Source organism: Lacibacter sp. H375, from assembly GCF_037892425.1.
Lineage (GTDB): Bacteria > Bacteroidota > Bacteroidia > Chitinophagales > Chitinophagaceae > Lacibacter.
In genome coordinates this window covers 4057987-4076682 of record NZ_JBBKTT010000001.1, presented here as the reverse complement: position 1 = coordinate 4076682, position 18696 = coordinate 4057987, and the positions used below count along the sequence as shown (strand labels likewise).

Annotated in this window: 15 protein-coding genes; 6 read left to right on the top strand and 9 right to left on the bottom strand. The window is 40.1% G+C overall.

The window, feature by feature from the left end:
- Positions 1–3 precede the first annotated feature (3 nt).
- From WG954_RS17405 to WG954_RS17370, 8 genes are all read right to left on the bottom strand, one after another.
- Entirely contained in the window at positions 4–945 is a 942-nt protein-coding gene (locus WG954_RS17405) for an alpha-E domain-containing protein (RefSeq protein WP_340438052.1), read from the bottom strand.
- 63 nt (positions 946–1008) lie between these two features.
- A complete protein-coding gene (locus tag WG954_RS17400) occupies positions 1009–2454 on the bottom strand; it encodes a circularly permuted type 2 ATP-grasp protein (protein WP_340438051.1) in 1446 nt (481 codons plus the stop codon).
- Positions 2455–2565: 111 nt separating this feature from the next.
- A complete protein-coding gene (thrC, locus tag WG954_RS17395; RefSeq protein WP_340438050.1) occupies positions 2566–3864 on the bottom strand; it encodes a threonine synthase in 1299 nt (432 codons plus the stop codon).
- A 47-nt stretch (positions 3865–3911) separates the two neighbouring features.
- Positions 3912–4838, bottom strand: a complete 927-nt coding sequence (locus tag WG954_RS17390; RefSeq protein ID WP_340438049.1) for a homoserine kinase — start codon at positions 4836–4838, stop codon at positions 3912–3914.
- Between the two features lie 5 nt (positions 4839–4843).
- Positions 4844–7285 carry a bifunctional aspartate kinase/homoserine dehydrogenase I gene (thrA, locus tag WG954_RS17385; RefSeq protein ID WP_340438048.1) on the bottom strand — a complete coding sequence of 814 codons (2442 nt, stop codon included), beginning with the start codon at positions 7283–7285 and terminating at the stop codon, positions 4844–4846.
- A 288-nt stretch (positions 7286–7573) separates the two neighbouring features.
- A complete protein-coding gene (locus WG954_RS17380) occupies positions 7574–8773 on the bottom strand; it encodes a T9SS type A sorting domain-containing protein (protein WP_340438047.1) in 1200 nt (399 codons plus the stop codon).
- A 175-nt stretch (positions 8774–8948) separates the two neighbouring features.
- Positions 8949–9770 carry an N-acetylmuramic acid 6-phosphate etherase gene (gene murQ, locus WG954_RS17375; RefSeq protein ID WP_340438046.1) on the bottom strand — a complete coding sequence of 274 codons (822 nt, stop codon included), beginning with the start codon at positions 9768–9770 and terminating at the stop codon, positions 8949–8951.
- Positions 9771–9779: 9 nt separating this feature from the next.
- Positions 9780–10625, bottom strand: coding sequence for an N-acetylglucosamine kinase (locus WG954_RS17370; RefSeq protein ID WP_340438045.1), 846 nt, complete (start codon positions 10623–10625; stop codon positions 9780–9782).
- Between the two features lie 117 nt (positions 10626–10742).
- On the opposite strand from WG954_RS17370, the gene WG954_RS17365 reads away from it, so the two are divergent.
- A complete protein-coding gene (locus tag WG954_RS17365; RefSeq protein WP_340438044.1) occupies positions 10743–12338 on the top strand; it encodes a S41 family peptidase in 1596 nt (531 codons plus the stop codon).
- Positions 12339–12396: 58 nt separating this feature from the next.
- Here the strand turns inward: WG954_RS17365 and WG954_RS17360 are convergent, their stop codons facing one another.
- Positions 12397–12744: a DUF6249 domain-containing protein gene (locus tag WG954_RS17360; RefSeq protein ID WP_340438043.1), complete on the bottom strand. Its 348-nt coding sequence runs from the start codon at positions 12742–12744 to the stop codon at positions 12397–12399.
- A 171-nt stretch (positions 12745–12915) separates the two neighbouring features.
- On the opposite strand from WG954_RS17360, the gene WG954_RS17355 reads away from it, so the two are divergent.
- From WG954_RS17355 to WG954_RS17335, 5 genes are all read left to right on the top strand, one after another.
- A complete protein-coding gene (locus WG954_RS17355; protein WP_340438041.1) occupies positions 12916–13503 on the top strand; it encodes an RNA polymerase sigma factor in 588 nt (195 codons plus the stop codon).
- Positions 13504–13513: 10 nt separating this feature from the next.
- Positions 13514–14017: an anti-sigma factor family protein gene (locus tag WG954_RS17350; RefSeq protein WP_340438040.1), complete on the top strand. Its 504-nt coding sequence runs from the start codon at positions 13514–13516 to the stop codon at positions 14015–14017.
- Between the two features lie 52 nt (positions 14018–14069).
- Positions 14070–15428 (top strand): pyridoxal-phosphate dependent enzyme, encoded by a 1359-nt coding sequence (locus WG954_RS17345; protein ID WP_340438039.1) that lies wholly within the window; start codon positions 14070–14072, stop codon positions 15426–15428.
- An 825-nt stretch (positions 15429–16253) separates the two neighbouring features.
- Positions 16254–17081, top strand: a complete 828-nt coding sequence (locus WG954_RS17340) for an ABC transporter substrate-binding protein (RefSeq protein ID WP_340438038.1) — start codon at positions 16254–16256, stop codon at positions 17079–17081.
- The gene (locus WG954_RS17335; protein WP_340438037.1) at positions 17065–18582 is read left to right on the top strand and encodes a hypothetical protein; all 1518 of its coding nucleotides are present in this window, start codon (positions 17065–17067) and stop codon (positions 18580–18582) included. The genes WG954_RS17340 and WG954_RS17335 overlap by 17 nt, the downstream gene beginning before the upstream one ends.
- The last annotated feature ends 114 nt before the right edge of the window (positions 18583–18696 follow it).

Below are 18696 nucleotides of genomic sequence, written 5' to 3'. Positions count from 1 at the left end.
TTACTAAGCGTACGAGAAAAATTGTTGACCTAATACATGCGAAAATTTCAGCAGGTCCTGTTTGGTATCCTGCAGAAAGCGTTGCAATGTAATCTGTTTGATGGAGCTTTCATCTGCAAATTTTACACGGCTGTAAATACGCCCAAATTCACGATAGATCATTTGTTTTTGTGGAGGCTCATTTTCTTCCAACACTTCTGTGAGATACCTTTCTGTACGTGAAAGCGAGTAAACGGCAGAACGTGGAAAATGATGATTGAAGATAGCCTGATGCAGCACATTCATATTTGTTTCACTGCCCTGGTAATTTTTCATGTGTAACTCATAACCTGAAAGAGAAAGCAAAAGATTTCGCCAATAAAGAATATCCTTATGATCATCCAGGTCAAAATTGATCTGTTCAAATTGTTTGTAAGTAACATCGGCTGTAAGCACTGCACGTTCAATCAACCGGCCAATATTCATAAAGTTCCAACCCATACCTCGTGGCATGGTGGTATCAATAACACCTACGTAGGTTAAGGAGAGCTTTAATAATTTATCGATACTGGGTAACGCTTCTGCACCTGATAATTTTTTTTCGAGGCCCGGCTGATTAACGGTATGATACATGAGGTTCACCTCTTCCCACACTTCTTTAGTAATATGATCCTGCATGCCTCTTGCATTTTCCCTTGCTTTATTAATGATGCTACGGAGAGAATTGCTGTTTGCCCTGCTCAGGATAAGATATTGCAATGTGTTGGCAGATGAATATTCGATCTGCTTCATTTCTTCATCGGAAAGATTACCAAATGTTTCCAGCACTGGTCTCCATGAATGAACTCCATACGGTCCTTTATCGAGCGACAAAACATAGTTGGTGAGTAATACACGCAACAAACCTTCGGCCCGTTCCATATAACGGTTCATCCAGAACATTGAATCGGCAACACGGGATAACATGTATGAGTTATGATTTTAGATTTATGATTTCAGATTTTCTATCTCGTTCATTTCACTTCGTACCTAATCAATCACCCAGGTGTCTTTACTTCCCCCACCTTGTGATGAGTTTACAACAAGCGAGCCTTCTTTCAGTGCAACTCTTGTTAATCCACCAGGAACGATCTTGATACCATCCGGTCCGCACAATGCATATGGACGAAGATCAACATGCCGTGCTTTCAATTCACCATCAATAAAACAAGGGACAGTTGATAATTGAATGATCGGTTGTGCAATAAACTCTCTCGGGCTTTTTATTATTGCATCCTTAAATAAACGCATTTCTTCTTCAGTCGCTTTGTTGCCCATGAGCATGCCATAACCACCGCTTTGGTTGGTGCGTTTCACCACCATCTTATGCATGTTGTCAAATACATAGTTGCGCTCATCATCATTACTCATCTGGTAAGTAGGAACATTGGGAAGAATAGTTTCTTCATTCAAATAATATTTGATCATTGCAGGTACATAAGCATATACGGCTTTATCATCGGCAACACCGTTACCAACTGCATTCGCTAATGCAACGGTGCCTTTGCGATAAGCGCCCATGATGCCCGGTACACCTAACATACTATCGGGTTTAAACAATAACGGATCCATAAACTCATCATCAATGCGACGATAGATCACATCAACCTGTTGCAAACCACTGGTTGTTTTCATAAACACTTTGTGATTATCGATCACAAGATCTCTTCCTTCCACCAACTGAATACCCATTTGCCTTGCAAGGAATGTATGCTCATAATAAGCGGAATTATAAATGCCCGGCGTTAACAATACAACAGTTGGATTAGAAACCGGGCGTGGTGATAATGACATTAAGTTATTGTGCAACATCAATGGATAATTATTCACCATCCGCACATTTGCATTTGATAGCAGATCAGGGAACAAACGTTTTGTTACTTCCCTGTTCTCTAACATATACGATACACCTGATGGTGTGCGTAGGTTATCCTCCAGAATATAAAACGTTCCATCTTCACCACGAATAAGATCTATACCTGAGATGTGTACATAAATATCATGCGGCACTTTAATACCTGCTACTTCATGCAGGAAATGCGGACATGATGCAATGAGTTCTGCAGGAATAATTTTGTCTTTAATGATCTGTTGGTCGTGATAGATATCTTTTAAAAAAAGATTCAAAGCTTTTAACCGTTGCTGAATTCCTTTTTCTACATGCGCCCATTCGGCAGCGGTGATGATGCGTGGAAGAATGTCGAATGGAAAGATGCGTTCAATACCTGCATCATCGCTGTACACCGTGAATGTGATGCCCTGGCTCATAAAGAGATCACCTGCCAGCTTGTGTTTAAGATGGAGATCAGCAATGTTGTGCTGTTTCAGTTCCTCGACCAGCTTTTGATAGGGCAGCCTTATTTGGCCACTGTTCTGCATTTCGTCAAATAATGCAGAGCCGGTCTGATAGTTTTGTATCAGTAGTTCGCTGTCCATATTGATTTTGAGTGTTAATAAAGCAAAAAGAGTTGCATACGTACGGTTCTATGTACGGCAGGCAACTCTTTGCTCAATTTAGGGAAAACAGCTTAGTTGATGAAATAAATATCAGGCTTTCAACAAAAAATCTTTCAACTCTTGAAACGAAACATTCATAAGTGTTGATTTCTTTGGAAGATCAATAATTTCTTTTACTGTATCAGGCAATGGTATGGTTTGATTCAACACCGGTTCCACCACATCATAAAACTTAACAGGGTGTGCTGTTTCAAGAAAAATGCCTTTATCAGTTACATGTTTTTGCAGGTATCGTTCTAATGCCAAATAACCAACAGCACCATGCGGATCGAGTGTGTAATGCAATTCATCATACACACGCTTCATGGTTTCTTTTGTTTCTTCATCAGTAATGCTCACACTGCTGAACTTTTCTTTCAGTTGCGGAAACTGTTGATGAAATAATTCAAGTATTCGGACAAAGTTGCTTGGGTTACCCACATCCATTGCATTGCTGATAGTTGCAACAGCAGGCTTTGGTTGGTATTGCTGCGATTGCATGAAGTTGGGTACAATGTCATTGGCGTTACATGCTGCAATAAAATGATTGACCGGCAAGCCACTCATATGCGCCAGGATACCTGCGCAAATATTACCGAAGTTGCCACTCGGTACACAAATAACAGGTGGCTCATCTTTTTGTTTCCATTGCTTATACGCAAAGAAATAGTAGAACTGTTGCGGCAACCATCTTGCTACGTTAATGGAATTGGCTGATGTAAGAAATAATTCTTTGTTCAATTCTGTATCTGTAAAAGCCTGTTTCACCAATTGCTGACAATCATCAAAGGTTCCGTTTACTTCGAGTGCATGAATATTGTTGCCAAGTGTGGTTAATTGTTTTTCCTGCACACTGCTTACTTTACCACTTGGATAGAGGATCACCACCTCCACTCCTTCCACATTGTAAAAACCATTTGCAACAGCACCACCTGTATCGCCACTGGTCGCAACAAGTACGGTTACTTTTTTATCAGCGCCTCTTACAAACTGTCCAAGGCAACGACTCATAAACCTTGCGCCAACATCTTTAAATGCCAATGTAGGTCCGTGAAATAATTCAAGCGAAGAAATATTGTCATTAACCTTTACCAGCGGCATCGGAAAGTTTACTGTTTCCGATACGATGCGGTACAGTTTATCATCTTTTATTTCGTTTGCAACGTATGGTTTGATAACACGAAACGCAATTTCTTCATTGCTGATGTTTTCGATATTGCTGATGAGATCTTTATCAACCTGCGGAATACTTTCGGGAAAATACAATCCTTTATCCGGTGCCTGCCCAAGAATAGTTGCTTCTTTGAACGAAGCGATGGGTGATTGTTTATTTAGACTATAATACTTCAATTTGAAAATTTGAGAATTTGAAAATTGATTTGACTGTTGCCAATTACTTATTGACCATTGATCACTTCTACTCCCTGTTTAGAAATAGAGGTTACATATGTTTTGTATTCTATTCCCAACCGATGAAATACTTCCTGCATAATGGCTTCCACATTCTTTGCAGTTGTTTCTTCTGTACTCAACATAAAAATGGAAGGACCGCTGCCGGAAATACCACCACCTAACGCACCGGCTTCTTTACTTCTTGTTTTAATTTCATCGAAGCCGGGAATTAAAATACTGCGCACAGGTTCAATGATCACGTCTTCCAGACTTCTTCCGATGAGATCAGTATCGCCTTTTTCAAAACCAGCAACAAGTCCGGCAATATTCCCCCATTGCTTGATCGCATCTTTCAACAACACTTCTTTGCGAAGTATTTGTCTTGCATCGCTTGTCTTTACTTCTATCTGTGGATGCACAACTGTAACAAACAACGGAGGTGAATTGAGCGGCACAATATCTAATGGATGAATTGAACGGATTAATGTAACGCCGCCTGTAATGCAGGGCGTAATATTATCCGCATGCTTTACTCCACTCGCCAGTTTTTCACCGAACATTGCAAACTGCACAAGCTCATCATTTGAAAAAATATTTCCTAATAATTGATTGGCGGCAACAGCAGCGCCTGCAGCGCTTGCTGCACTTGAACCAAGTCCACTACCCGGCTTAATATGTTTTTCGATCTCCACTTCAAAGCCAAATTTGTTGTCCATCTTTTCCATGATAGCTAACAGCACCACACCCGCCACATTCTTCTCCGGTTCAGTTGGAAGATCGTATTCATCTTTATTGGTAATGTAAACTTCCGGCTCATCTATCAATCTCAGTTTCATAAGATCGTATGGCTCGCTTAGCGCCATACCAAGAATATCGAAACCACAAACAAGGTTGGCGACAGTTGCCGGGCATTTCACTTCTACTTCTTTCATCGTAATTATTTTTGAGCTGCTCTTAAAATATCTGCAAATACACCACTTGCTGTTACTTCAGCACCCGCACCTGCGCCTTTCACCACCATTGGTTGTTCTTTATAACGATCAGTATAGAAAAGAACAACATTATCTTTTCCATACAAATGGTAAAGATCATGCTGAGGTGGTATATGCTGTAAGCCGACACTTGCTTTGCCATCGTTAAAACTTGCAACAAATTTCAGTTTACAATTCTCCGCATTAGCTTTATCGTAGATGGCTTTAAAATGTGCTTCTTCTTTTTTCATGGCTTCGTAAAAATCAGCAACGCTTCCTTTTACACAACTCTCCGGTAAGAAACCATTGCAAGTAATTTCTTCCATTTCCATTTGAACACCGGCTTCACGTGCAAGAATTAATATTTTGCGCATCACATCAGTACCACTCAGATCCAAACGTGGATCGGGTTCTGTGTAACCTTCATCCTGAGCCTGTTTCACTACTTCCGCAAAAGGTCTTGAGCCGTCGTAATTATTGAACACAAAGTTGAGAGTGCCACTTAATACAGCTTCCATACGATGCACTCTGTCACCGCTGCGCATCAGATCATTCAACGAACCAATGATCGGTAAGCCTGCACCCACATTTGTTTCAAATAAAAACGGTGCGTTGAATTCTGTTGAAAGATGTTTCAGTTTTTTGTAGTTGCTGAGTTTTGATGAAGCAGCTACTTTATTACATGCAACAACAGCTATGCTCTTTTCAAGCAATGACGAATACACATCTGCAATAATTGCATTGGCAGTAACATCAACAAAAACAGAATTGCGGAGGTTACGTTTGATGATCGATTGTACAAACTGATCAAGATTTGATGCTTCACCATTTTGCAATAGCTCATCCCATTTATTCAGATCAATACCATTTTCATTAATGAGCATTTTGCGACTGTTGCTCAAGCCAACAATATTCACATGCAAACGCAAATGCTGTTCAAGAAATCCTTGTTGTTGTTTTAATTGCGCCAATAATCTCTTGCCCACATTACCCGTACCAACAATAAAAAGGTTGACCTGTTTCTGAATTGTTTCAAAAAACTCTTCGTGCAAAACGTTCACTGCTTTGCGCACATCATCAGTAGCAACCACTGCAGAAATATTACGTTCTGTAGAGCCTTGTGCAATTGCACGGATGTTGATACCATTACGACCTAATGCAGAAAACATTCTTCCGCTGATACCGGTATGGTGACGCATCTGATCGCCCACCAATGCAACAATCGAAAGTTTTTCTTCGATCTGCAATGGTTCAACTTTATCGGTTGCAATTTCGTATTCAAATGTTTTGTCAACCACTTCTTTTGCTCTTGCCGCAGAAGCAACATCCACACCCACACAAATAGAATGTTCACTTGAACCTTGTGTAATGAGAATAACGTTGATCTGTGCATTCGCCAATGCCGCAAACAAGCGACTGCTGAAACCCGGTATGCCGATCATGCCACTACCTTCAAGACTTAACAAAGCCAATGAATTGATACTGGAGATGCCGGTGATAATATTGGTTGAATCGGATTTGTTTTCAATAACAGTTCCATGATCATTTGCTGCAAAAGTATTCTTCACCCATACCGGAATGTTCTTCGATAACACCGGTTGAATAGTTGGTGGATAGATCACCTTCGCACCAAAGTGTGAAAGCTCCATCGCTTCCTGGTAAGAAATGGAAGGAATAATTTTTGCATTGGGAACCCAACGTGGGTCTGCGGTCATCATACCGCTTACATCTGTCCATATTTCCAAAGCGCTTGCATCAACTGCCGCTGCAAGAATTGCTGCTGTATAATCAGAACCACCACGACCTAAAGTTGTAGTGATATTGTCTGCATCACTGGCAATAAAGCCAGGCAGTACAATGATCTTTTGAGATGTACTGTTTAAGAAATCTTTTATCTGTTGATTGGTAATTGCAAAATCAACAATTGCATTACTGTAGTTTGAATTGGTGCGGATGAGTTCACGTGCATCTTTCCAAGCAGAACCTGTGCCATTTGAATTGAACGCAGCATTGATAATGGTAGATGAAAGTAATTCGCCGTAACTCACCAGTTTGTCTTTGGTGCGCAAAGAAGATTCGTTCAACAGGTAAATACCATTGCAGATATCTTCAATTTCGTTACAAAGTTTTTTCACCATACTCAACACACTGCTTTGCTGCTGCACAGGGATCAATGATTTCACCGTATCAAGATGTCTTGTTTCGATCTGCTTAAGAATTTCCTTGTACGATTCGTCATCGTTAGCAGCTTTTGTGCCGCAGTTGAGCAACAAATCGGTTGTGCCACTCATTGCACTTACCACCAGTAGTACGGAAGATTCCTTTGATTTTTCTTTTACTATGTCAACAACCTGTTTGATTGCCTCTGCGCTTCCCATTGAAGTGCCACCAAATTTTAAAACCAGCATAAAAGTTTACGTTAAATGATCAGAAGATGTTTCTTGTTCTGCAGCAAAAATGCCCTTGGGGTAATATGGTAATATACAATCCGCTTAGCGGATCGTAGTTGTAAATGTAGTTGTACCAGTAGCCGATGAAGCTATGGATGAGGAGTGAATATGTACAACTGTCTTTTTCATTATGGCTGTGAAGTTAAATGCTGCTGCCGATGAAACAAGCGTTAGTCTTAAAATAATTTTTACTGTATACAACAAGAGCGGCTATGAGCCGCTCTTGTTACCTTAAAAACCCGCCAGCTATTGCATCACAAATTTTGATGAATAAATTGTTTTTGATTCACTGTTCAGCACTTTTACCATGTACATTCCTTTGCTTAATTGTTGTTGCAGTTCCACTCCTTCGTATTGGCCGGGACCACTGATGTTTACGATCTTGTTAAGCAGAATTTTTCCTGATAAGTCTAATACCTGTATCGTGTGAATGCCTTTGCCAGTTTCTTCAAAATTTAACTGGAACCGACGTTCTGTAACCGGATTAGGATACATGGCAATTTTCTGATTGGCCATTTCAAATTGAGAACGGCCGGTTATATATTGTCCGTTATTGATAGCAGCACGTGATGCAAGATTGCCACTAGCAAGATCAGAAGCATTAATGCGTTTTTCATTTCCAAATGCTATGTCCGCTTTGAATGTTGTAAGATCAAGATAATAGTAAGGTTGATTACCATAGCTGCAACTGATAAGTACACGTCCATCATTATCAGCAGCTGCACCATTCACTGTAAAGTTTTCAGGTAATCCCTTGATCGTTCCAAGATGAGTAGCAAAACGTGTGGCAGGATCAACACTGTAAACATTTCTCATTTGTGTGATGAGATATAACAAGCCATCAGTACCAGCCACCATATCGCCACCCCAACTGCTGCATTGGCTATGTACAGATAACGCACCGTTTGTTGCCGCATCAACAATATTTCCAAGATCAACCAATAGCGGTTTTTTTCCGGTACTGAAACGATAGAGATGGTTACCATCATTTGTTGCAGCATATCCATAACCGTCAGCAGCAATGGTCATACGTGTAATATGATTGGCAGGGTCAGTCATATTCAACTGACTCAACAAAGGCGAAGTGAGTGTGTAAAATTTAGGTGATGATGGCTCTCTTACATCGGCCCAACGTAATTCAGGAACACGCATTGGGATAAAGAACATCCGTTGGTTTGATGCATCAAATGCTGCAGCAGCAACAGTTGAAGCCGTAGGCCAGGTGTTTATATTTCTTTCAGTAACAGCATCAAATATGGCTACATACTTTTTTGCAGGATCAAATACTGTTTGCACAATATCACCTTGTCTGCTGTTTATCATTTGAATACTCGTCCAGTTACTTTGATTTTCAGGTGAACTGATGGCATAAACAAACGAAGACTTTTGTGCAAAATTTGTTGAACAGATAAACAGGAAAGCTGAGAGTAGAAATTTCCCTTTCATAATGTGCAGTTTTTGGTGTTTATTGAAATGACATAAAAGTTACAACCATTTGTCAGCAATTGCAACCTTTCACTGCTACATTTTTATGAACGGGAGAAGAGAAATTGGCAATAGTCAATAGCCAATTGGCAACAGTATTGCCGATTGCCTATTGACTATTGTTTGTTGGGATTTGCTATTGTCCTATGGAGGTTAACGCTTTTCTTACAGTGCCATGTGTGAGCAATAGATCTCTGGCTTCTTCATAATTGGTGAGCCCGCTGCGGAGCATAAGCATTTTTACACCACGATCCACCAGTTTTTCGTTGCTGAGTTGCATATTCACCATGCGGTTATCTTCTACCCTGCCCAATTGGATCATGATAGAAGTAGAGATCATATTCAGCACCAGTTTTTGTGCTGTTCCGCTTTTCATGCGGGTGCTGCCGGTTACAAATTCAGGACCTACAACTACTTCAATTGGATAATCTGCGGCGGCTGAAACTGGTGAACCGGGGTTACAACTGATGCTGCCCGTAATAATGTTTCGTTTACGACATTCTTCCAGGGCACCGATCACATAGGGTGTGGTACCACTTGCAGCAATACCAATTACCACATCTTTATCTGAAACATTATGGGCTTCCAGATCGGCCCAACCTTGCTCCTTATTGTCTTCTGCAAATTCAACGGCGTTGGTAATTGCTTTTTCACCACCTGCAATAATGCCTATGACCAAACCGTAAGGCACACCATAAGTTGGGGGACATTCACTGGCATCAACGATACCTAAGCGGCCACTGGTGCCGGCACCAATATAAAAGAGCCTGCCACCCATGAGCATTTTGTCAGTAATAGCGGTAACTAATGGTTCAATTTGGGGAATTGCTTTTTCAACAGCGGCAGGCACGGTACTGTCTTCTTTATTGATGTTTTGCAGCAGTTCCGCTACAGTCATATTCTCTAAATGATGATAATGCGACTCCTGTTCTGTAATTCGTACAAATTGTTCCGCCATGGTGCAAAATTAGCTATGATATTCGATTAATCCCTGCATCGGGTTTTTAAGGATGCGGCCACATTGCAGTTCATAAGCGTGGCACATCGATTTCAATACATCACGAAAAGCATATGCAACACCTCCGGTGAAGTGGATGGGATACAACCAGCTTTCACGGAATTTGTATAAGTGATTAAAGAAAAATTCGTTGAACGAATCTTCAATAATATTCTCCACCATATAATGTCCCCTGTTCTCAGCAAGAAATAATGCAAACGAAGCCATATACCTGTTGGGTAATGGTTTACGGTAAACATTGTCAAGAATCTCTACCCGGTCGGTTTGGTATTTAGAGATAAACCTTGCCTGCAGCTCTTCATCAAATGTGTTGTATAAAAAATGCTGGATCACTTTGCGGCCAAGGTAAGCGCCGCTGCCTTCATCCCCCAACACATAACCAAGCCCCGGGCTGTTTTTTACAATACGTGTGCCATTAAAATAACAGGAATTTGAACCGGTGCCCAGAATACAGGCCACACCTTTCTCATGACCACAAAGCGCTTTTGCAGCACCCATCATATCATGATCAACTTTAATTTTTTCTGCTGAAGGAAAAGCTTCCTTCAAAGCCTGCTTTACACTTTTGATATTGTGCTCACTGCTGCATCCAGTTCCATAAAAATAAATTTCTTTGATCGATTCCTTTGCGAGCTTTGGTTTCAGCTCTTTTTTGAGTAAAGTGGCGATTTGTTCGCTGGTCATTAAAAACGGGCTGATGCCTTGAGTAAGGAGTATTTTTTTCTTCTTACCCTTCAGTAAACACCATTCAGCTTTGGTCGCTCCGCTATCTGCTATTAGTTTAATCGCACTCATACCGCTATTACGTTTTTCAGGCCTTTTCTGTAAAATATGTAAAATGAAACAAAAGCGAGAGGGCAATATGCTTTATTTTCATGAAATTCGCAGCACTTTTTACAAGAAAGCAAGTTCATGAATAAAAAGAAAGTACAAGTTTGGTTGCCTGTTCTCTTATCCGTATCACTAATCATCGGAATGTTTTTTGGATATAAACTTCGTGACAATATGGGCACCTATGCACCTTCTTTTTTTGGCAATTCAAAGCCAAATCCCGTGCAGGAAATCCTTGAATTAGTGAAACAGAAGTATGTTGATACAGTGAGTACAGATTCGCTCGGGCAATTTGCGATCCAGGATGTTTTGAGCCAGCTCGACCCCCATTCTACCTATATTCCCCCTGTTGAAGTGCAAACTGTAAACGAAGATATGCAGGGCAACTACCAAGGCGTTGGATTAGAATTCGGTATGTTGAATGATACCTTGAACGTATTATTTGTAATGCCCAAAGGCCCATCAGAAAAAGCCGGGTTACAGGTTGGTGATCGCATAATTTCAGCCAATGATTCAATTATTTCCGGTAAGAAGAGAAAATCTGAAGATATACGCAAGATCTTTCGTGGCCCGAAAGGAACAGAAGTAAAAATAAAACTGATTCGCAGTAACAAACCTTTAGAATTAACCATTCAACGTGGAATCATCCCCATTAAAAGTGTGGACGCTGCCTATATGATTGAACCAGGTATTGCTTATATCAGGGTGGTTAAATTTTCAGCAACTACTTATGAAGAGTTCATGCAAAACCTTGAGCGTTTGCAAAAAGAAGGAATGAAGCAACTCATTCTTGACCTGCGTGGAAATGGCGGTGGCATGCTCGATGATGCTGTGCAAATGGCTGATGAATTTTTATCTGATGATAAAGAAATTGTTTATACCGAAGGTAAGTCGTACCCCAAACAAAGCTATGCAGCCCGCAGACCAGGTTTGTTTGAAGATGGAAAACTGATGCTTTTGATCGATGAAGGTTCTGCATCGGCGAGTGAAGTGTTGGCAGGTGCATTACAGGATTGGGACAGGGCTACTATTCTCGGTCGCCGTTCTTTTGGAAAAGGTTTGGTGCAGGAACAATTCACCCTAAGCGACGGCAGTGCTGTTCGTTTAACAGTATCACGTTACTACACTCCTATTGGCCGCAGTATTCAAAAACCTTATAACAGGGGAGATAAAGCAACTTACAGATCAGAAGTCACCGAGCGTTTAACAAATGGCGAACTTTTTCATGGTGATTCAGCAGCGCATAACGGTAAGAAATACAAAACTAAAGGGGGGCGAATTGTTTATGGTGGCGGTGGAATTTCACCTGATGTGTATGTGCCGGTTGATTCTGCTGATCAATTACCGAAGGCAAGCCGGATGATCATCAGGGAGCAGGTAAGCGATGCTGCGTATCTCTATTTCCTTAAGTATAAAACGGCTTTGAAAGGATTAAAAGATCCGGCAGCCTTACAACAATATATTACTGCTGATGCATCAATTAATAATTATATCAGCAGTTCAATATCAAACGACAGCGTAAGTCTAGCATCACTTACAGAACGACAACAGGCAACAGTAAAAAAGAATTTCATCAGTTCTCTCAGTCGCTTTCTCTGGCATACGGAAGGTTATGTGAAAATGCGGAACTTCTATGATCCGCTTGTGAACAGAGCATTGCAGGAGTTAAAGAAATAAACGAATAAAGCCTCGCAATTGCGGGGCTTTATTCGTCTGATAAGGTTGTTGAGGTATGTTATTCTTTATCCAGTATTTCCTTTTTCTCGATGCGGTAAGAATAAATGAGGCCTAGTCCACCAAAAATACCGATCATAGAAAAGTACATCACCGGGTTTTCTTCATCGATTTTTAATACATACGTGTGCAGAACATAAGCAAGGAATAGTCCAATGCCTGCACCCACCAGCAACAATCCCCACTTCAGATTGCGATATGGTGCAGGGCGGTTGGCGAATTCTTTTGGATTCATCCCTTTTTCGATCATCGACATGTTTTCTTTATTCCTTAAATAGAATAGACCAAATGCCAACGCCATTGCTCCCAGCGGAACCAGTATCGGAATTAAAACTTCAGCAGGACCCATAGTAATTGATTTTTTGTTTTTAAAATGTGTACAGCATCTATGACTACGGCTTAGTTTACCCGGTTACAGATTTTGGAAGAATTTTTTAAAAATCGCTGATTCGAAAAAATCTTTTCAACTTTATAATACAACTGTAACCTGCTTGTTCCAGGCGGCGTCTAAACCAGAGATATGGATAATGGCTCAACGGATAAGGAGATCATCACCCGGGTGCTAAAGGGCGACCAACGGGCATACGAGGTTATCGTTAACCGTTACCAGTCTTTCGTTTTCACAATTGCTTTTCGGTATGCAAAGAACCGGGAAGATGCGGAGGAGCTGGCGCAAAATGCTTTTATTAAAGCATATCGTTGTTTAAATGATTACCGGGGTGACGCAAAGTTCAGCACATGGTTGTATACAATTGTAACATCGCTGTGCTTAACCTTTTTGCGTAAGAAGAAATTACAGGTGCATTCTATCGACCAGGATCATGTATTTGAATTGGCTGATCAACAGGATGCTGGCATGAAGGCTAATATCGTGGAAGAAAAATCGAAAATAAAAATGGTGAATGATGCCATTGCCCTCCTCCCACCTGATGATGCAAAACTGTTGCTGTTATTTTACAAAGGCGAACAAAGCCTGGAGGAAATTGGTTTGATATTGGGAATACAACCTAATAATGCAAAAGTAAAATTGCACAGGGCCAGGCAAAAGCTGAGAGAAAAAATGGAACAGCATTTTTCTGTTGAAGTAGAAGATTATATTCATTCTTAAAATCGTTTGTATGCAAACTCAACAAATGGAAGAAAAGATCTGGGGTTATATTGATGGCAGCTCTTCAAATGAAGAAGTTGCTTTTGTAGAGCAAATGATTGCTGCTGATGCAATATGGCGAGCAAAGTACAGTGAGTTAAAAGAGATCAATCAACTGTTGAAGGCAGATATGGAACTGGAGCAACCTTCCATGCGTTTCACTATGAATGTAATGGATCAATTAAAAGGTTTACAACCGGCACCCGCAACAAAACAATACATCAATAAAAACATCATTCGCTCTATTGGGTTATTTTTTATTGTTACGATAGTTGGATTTCTGATCTATGGTTTTACATTGATCGATTGGTCTTCATCAACAGGAACTAGTGAAGGTTATCAATTACCATCTTTGTCTTTCGATTATAAACTACTCCTTAACAGTACTTGGCTCAACGTATTATTAATGTTAAATGTTGTGATGGGGTTACTCTATCTGGATCGTTACGTGCGTCGCAATAAGAAGGCCGTGTAACTACACTCGGGTATTCATCGTAACTTCGCCACCTAAAAAGCATGGTTGCGATATGAATATCAAGAACAATATTCTCGAAACAATCGGGAACACACCTATCATCAGGTTAAATAAAATTACCCGCCAACTTCCCTGCACTGTTGCCGCCAAGGTTGATTATTTCAATCCTGGCAATTCCATTAAAGACCGCATGGCGTTAAAGATGGTTGAAGTTGCTGAACAGGAAGGTAGATTAAAACCCGGCGGCACTATCATTGAAGGCACTAGTGGCAACACAGGTATGGGGCTTGCATTGGCTGCAGTAGTAAAAGGTTACAAATGTATTTTCGTCACTACCGATAAACAATCGAAAGAAAAAGCTGACATTTTAAAGGCTGTTGGTGCAGAAGTAATTGTTTGCCCAACAAATGTTTTACCCGAAGATCCACGTAGTTATTACAGTGTGGCAGCAAGGCTGGCAAAGGAAGTTCCTAATTCCTTACACATGAATCAATATGATAATCTTGCAAACAGGTTAGCACATTACGAAACAACAGGCCCGGAAATTTGGGAGCAAACCGATGGTAAGATCACACACTTTGTTTGCACTGCAGGAACAGGTGGTACTATTACAGGTGCTGCAAAATACCTGAAGGAAAAAAATCCAAACATACAGGTATGGGCCATAGATGTGTATGGCTCTTTACTTACAAAATATTTCCGCACCGGTGAAATTGATATGGGCGAAGTTCATCCATATATAAGCGAAGGGTTTGGTGAAGACTTTGTACCGAAGAATTATGATATGAGCGTGATCGACCATTTTGAACAGGTAACAGATAAAGACGGTGCTATTATGGCTCGCCGCCTTGCAAAAGAAGAAGGTTTGTTCTGCGGCTACAGCGCAGGAAGTTGTTTGCAGGGATTGATGCAATTGAAAGACCGTTTAAAGAAAGATGATCTTGTTGTTTGTGTGTTTCATGATCATGGCAGTCGCTATGTTGGTAAGGTGTATAATGATCAGTGGATGATGGAACGTGGTTTTCTCGATGTAAAAACATTTAAAGACATTGTTTCTTCACGTGCACATAACCGACTGATCAGTATTGAACCCACGCACACAGTTGCAGAAGCAGTAGAACTGATGAAGAAATACGATATTGAACAAATACCTGTTATTAATGGCGAAGGTCAGGTTGGTTCCATTTCTGAAAATGGGTTATTCAATAAAGTATTTTCCAATCCCGAAATAAAACACGCAAGTGTTGAGGCCGTAATGGAAGCTCCATTGCCCATTGTTGCATTTGATACACCTATTGAGCGACTTAGTACACTCATCAGCAAAGAGAATGGGGCCGTATTAAGTAAGGATGAGGCCGGCAATTTTCATATTGTTACCAAGTACGACATCATTCAATCCCTGGCGAAGTAAGATTTACAATAATGTTAAGCAATAAATAAGGCCGCTGCAAACAGCGGCTTTATTGTTTTAAGGAGTCTTTTACGGCTGAAATGCGCAGGTATTAGTAGAATAATTGGATTGGAGACGTAAGTACACGGAATTGAGATGCGTAGTTCTACGCATGACGGGGTAAATACCGACGCTGGGAAAAAGAGAAATAGTGCTCTTGTAAAGTCTTAACAGTCCCTTTACTTTTGTATCGGAAGTTGATTGAAACACAATCAAACTGCTGATTTAAGAAAAACACTTAGACTTGATATCCAAATCCATTAAAAAACCAGAATTAAAAATCCAATATCAGTCGACTTCCGTTTTTAAGAAATAGTTTTAATCCAACAACCTGTAAGAAAACCAAAAAACCGTTGAAAAATCCAATGATGTCCTAACTGAAGAAACCACCAATAATCCTAAAGAAGAACCAAAAAAGTCCAAACGTCCGAAGAAAAACCAAAGAAAAATCCAAACATCCTAACCGAAGAACCGACCTATCCTAACGTCCGAAGAAGAACCAAAAGCCACCAAAACAGAACATTCTGTTGCGGAAACCAAGAGACCAAAAAAGGCTTTATTAAAAAGATCTGGATCCTAAGAAAACCAAGTAAAATCCAAACTAACATCCTTTGAAATCCAGATCTTTTTTTCTTTTTATCTGCCCGTAAAAAGGAGATATTCTGAAAGAAAGACATGCAGGGTTCCAAAATCCTTTGAATTAGTAAAATTAAATTTCGTACCAAGGAAAACCATCAAACACCAAAGGAACCGCTGAATTAATTAAATTGCCTGTTTGAAAATGAAATGAAACAAGTTCAGGACCAAACAGGCAATTTTATATCTATCCCTTTCCCACCCCAACGGATCATTTCCCTCGTTCCATCACTCACTGAATTATTATTTGATCTTGTTTTACACGATGAGGTCATCGGCATCACCAAGTTTTGCGTGCATCCTGAAGAATGGTTCAGAAACAAAACAAGAATTGGCGGAACTAAACAATTGAACCTTCCATTAATCGAATCGTTAAAGCCTGATCTGGTCATTGCCAGCAAAGAAGAAAATGTAAAAGAGCAGGTAGAGGCTGTTCAACAATTTTGCCCGGTTTATTGCAGTGATGTCAGTAATCTACAAGACAGTTATGAAGTAATTGAACATCTGGGCTTCCTTACGGATCGACCAGCTAAAGCACAAGAACTCATCAACAAAATTCAGAATAGTTTTTTGGAGTTACCTTTTATTACAAAGCCCATCAAAGCTACATATCTAATCTGGCAAGAGCCGTACATGACTGTAGGTGGCGATACATTTATTAATCATATGATGCAATTGGCCGGTTTTGAAAATGTATTTGCTTCCGAACAACGGTATCCTGCCGTTACTGTTGAAGAGTTGATGAAACGAGATGTTGAAGCTGTGTTATTTTCTTCAGAACCATTTCCTTTCAAACAAAAACATATTGATGCATTCATACAGGAGTGGATGCAGCAAAATAGACTTCAGCAATTGCCTGTTTGTAAAATTGTTGATGGTGAATTGTTTAGTTGGTATGGCAGCAGAACTTTATATGCACCCGAATATTTCATGAAACTAAGAGAAAGCTTATTTTTAAGCGATGAACTTACTGCATAAACAACGACTTCCGTTTTCACTTGCCCTGTTCTGTATCCTGTTTGCTGTTACGTGGCCGCTTTATCAATACGTATCCGATCTTGATGCGGTTGGTTATATGGAAGTGGCACATCACTATCTAAAAGGCGAATGGAAACTTGCAGTGAATGGTTTCTGGAATCCCTTGCATTCATGGTTGGTAGTGCCTTTGCTTAAATCAGGGTTAAACGATTGGTCTGCATTTAAGATCAGTAACCTTATTTTCTCTCTTGGCTCGTTGTATGCTGTTTATTCCTTAGTCAATAAATTTTTATTAGACGATTGGTTGAAATCAGCCATCCAGTTTACAAGTGTCATCATACTGCTTCACTATTGTTATTTTGAATTGGCAGCCGATGCATTGCTTGTCTTCCTTTTACTTATTTATTTCAATCTTATTAAGCAGGAAGATTTCTTTGAAAGCATTACTAAAAATTTACTGGCGGGTTTTCTTGGCGCTTTATTCTATCTCGCCAAATCGTATGGCTTTCCGTTCTTTATTTTTCATTTCCTGGTCATTCATATTTTTCTGAATCCAAACCGAAGCAATGCAGTGAAACAACTTGCTGCAGGCTTCTTTACATTTTTTCTTTTTACGTTTCCTTGGTTAATAGCCTTGCATTGGAAATATGGTGAATGGATGATTGCTTTTGGAAAATTCAATGCACATTGGAATTTTACCGGTGAACCTCTGCCTGGCCCTGTGATGCAAACGCCACCGCATGAAGGTTCATCATCAGTGTGGGAAGATCCCTGGCATGTAAAAGTTGATAACCTGCAATCGGTTCCTTTTTTAACCGTTGCGTTGCACCAAATAAGAGTTGTGCTGTTCAATTTTCAGGCATGGTTAAAATGTATACATGATCTTTCGTTTCTGGCACCTGCAATATTCTTTGTGAGTGGTTTTATGTACTTCAAACACAAAACAAGAGAGTGGTTGTATTTGCTTATTGGGATGCTGGCATTGCCATCAGGTTATTTATTGCTGCATCTGGAAACGAGATTTATCTGGGCAACATCTTTTATCTTTTTTATTGCAGGCGCTTTTTTGATGCAACAATCGTTTCTGCAGGTGCAGATGAATAAGTGGCAACGTTTATTTGTTTGGTCATTTTTCTTTGGAAGCTTTTTACTTGAACCAATTAATCAACTAAAAGATCAGGTGTATGGTCACAAAAGCATTTTTGATACTGCTGAGCAAATGAAGCAGCAACAAATAAAAGGATCGTTTACATCAAACGCTAAAGTGGATGAGTGCATGGTGTTTGCTTATCTGTCAAAGAACCAATTTTACACCATCACCAAACCTTCTTATTATACAAAAGAATTACTGACGGAGATCAGGCAACATAGTGTCAGGTATTACTTTTTCTATTATACTTCTCAACAGGAAAAGGAAGCATTCCTCAGTGGAGAAATTGCGAAAGCAGCAGTAAAACAAGTTGAATTACAAACGGGCTTACTTGTTTTGAGCTTTTACTAATACACGTTTGTAAAGCTGTAAAAAGTTGCCATTCCTAAAAGCTGCTAACCAGTATTTAACTATCTTAGCGGCGCTTTAATACGGATCTTGATCCGTCTTTTTCAACTACTATTA

Excerpts from the sequence above, each read along its gene's own strand:
- WG954_RS17340 (WP_340438038.1), top strand. The coding sequence starts at position 16,254 with ATGAAACAAGTTCAGGACCAAACAGGCAATTTTATATCTATCCCTTTC.
- WG954_RS17390 (WP_340438049.1), bottom strand. The coding sequence starts at position 4,838 with ATGAAAGAAGTAGAAGTGAAATGCCCGGCAACTGTCGCCAACCTTGTT.
- WG954_RS17400 (WP_340438051.1), bottom strand. The coding sequence starts at position 2,454 with ATGGACAGCGAACTACTGATACAAAACTATCAGACCGGCTCTGCATTA.
- WG954_RS17355 (WP_340438041.1), top strand. The coding sequence starts at position 12,916 with ATGGATAATGGCTCAACGGATAAGGAGATCATCACCCGGGTGCTAAAG.
- WG954_RS17380 (WP_340438047.1), bottom strand. The coding sequence starts at position 8,773 with ATGAAAGGGAAATTTCTACTCTCAGCTTTCCTGTTTATCTGTTCAACA.
- WG954_RS17405 (WP_340438052.1), bottom strand. The coding sequence starts at position 945 with ATGTTATCCCGTGTTGCCGATTCAATGTTCTGGATGAACCGTTATATG.
- WG954_RS17350 (WP_340438040.1), top strand. The coding sequence starts at position 13,514 with ATGCAAACTCAACAAATGGAAGAAAAGATCTGGGGTTATATTGATGGC.
- WG954_RS17365 (WP_340438044.1), top strand. The coding sequence starts at position 10,743 with ATGAATAAAAAGAAAGTACAAGTTTGGTTGCCTGTTCTCTTATCCGTA.
- WG954_RS17345 (WP_340438039.1), top strand. The coding sequence starts at position 14,070 with ATGAATATCAAGAACAATATTCTCGAAACAATCGGGAACACACCTATC.
- WG954_RS17360 (WP_340438043.1), bottom strand. The coding sequence starts at position 12,744 with ATGGGTCCTGCTGAAGTTTTAATTCCGATACTGGTTCCGCTGGGAGCA.
- WG954_RS17335 (WP_340438037.1), top strand. The coding sequence starts at position 17,065 with ATGAACTTACTGCATAAACAACGACTTCCGTTTTCACTTGCCCTGTTC.
- thrA (WP_340438048.1), bottom strand. The coding sequence starts at position 7,285 with ATGCTGGTTTTAAAATTTGGTGGCACTTCAATGGGAAGCGCAGAGGCA.
- murQ (WP_340438046.1), bottom strand. The coding sequence starts at position 9,770 with ATGGCGGAACAATTTGTACGAATTACAGAACAGGAGTCGCATTATCAT.
- WG954_RS17370 (WP_340438045.1), bottom strand. The coding sequence starts at position 10,625 with ATGAGTGCGATTAAACTAATAGCAGATAGCGGAGCGACCAAAGCTGAA.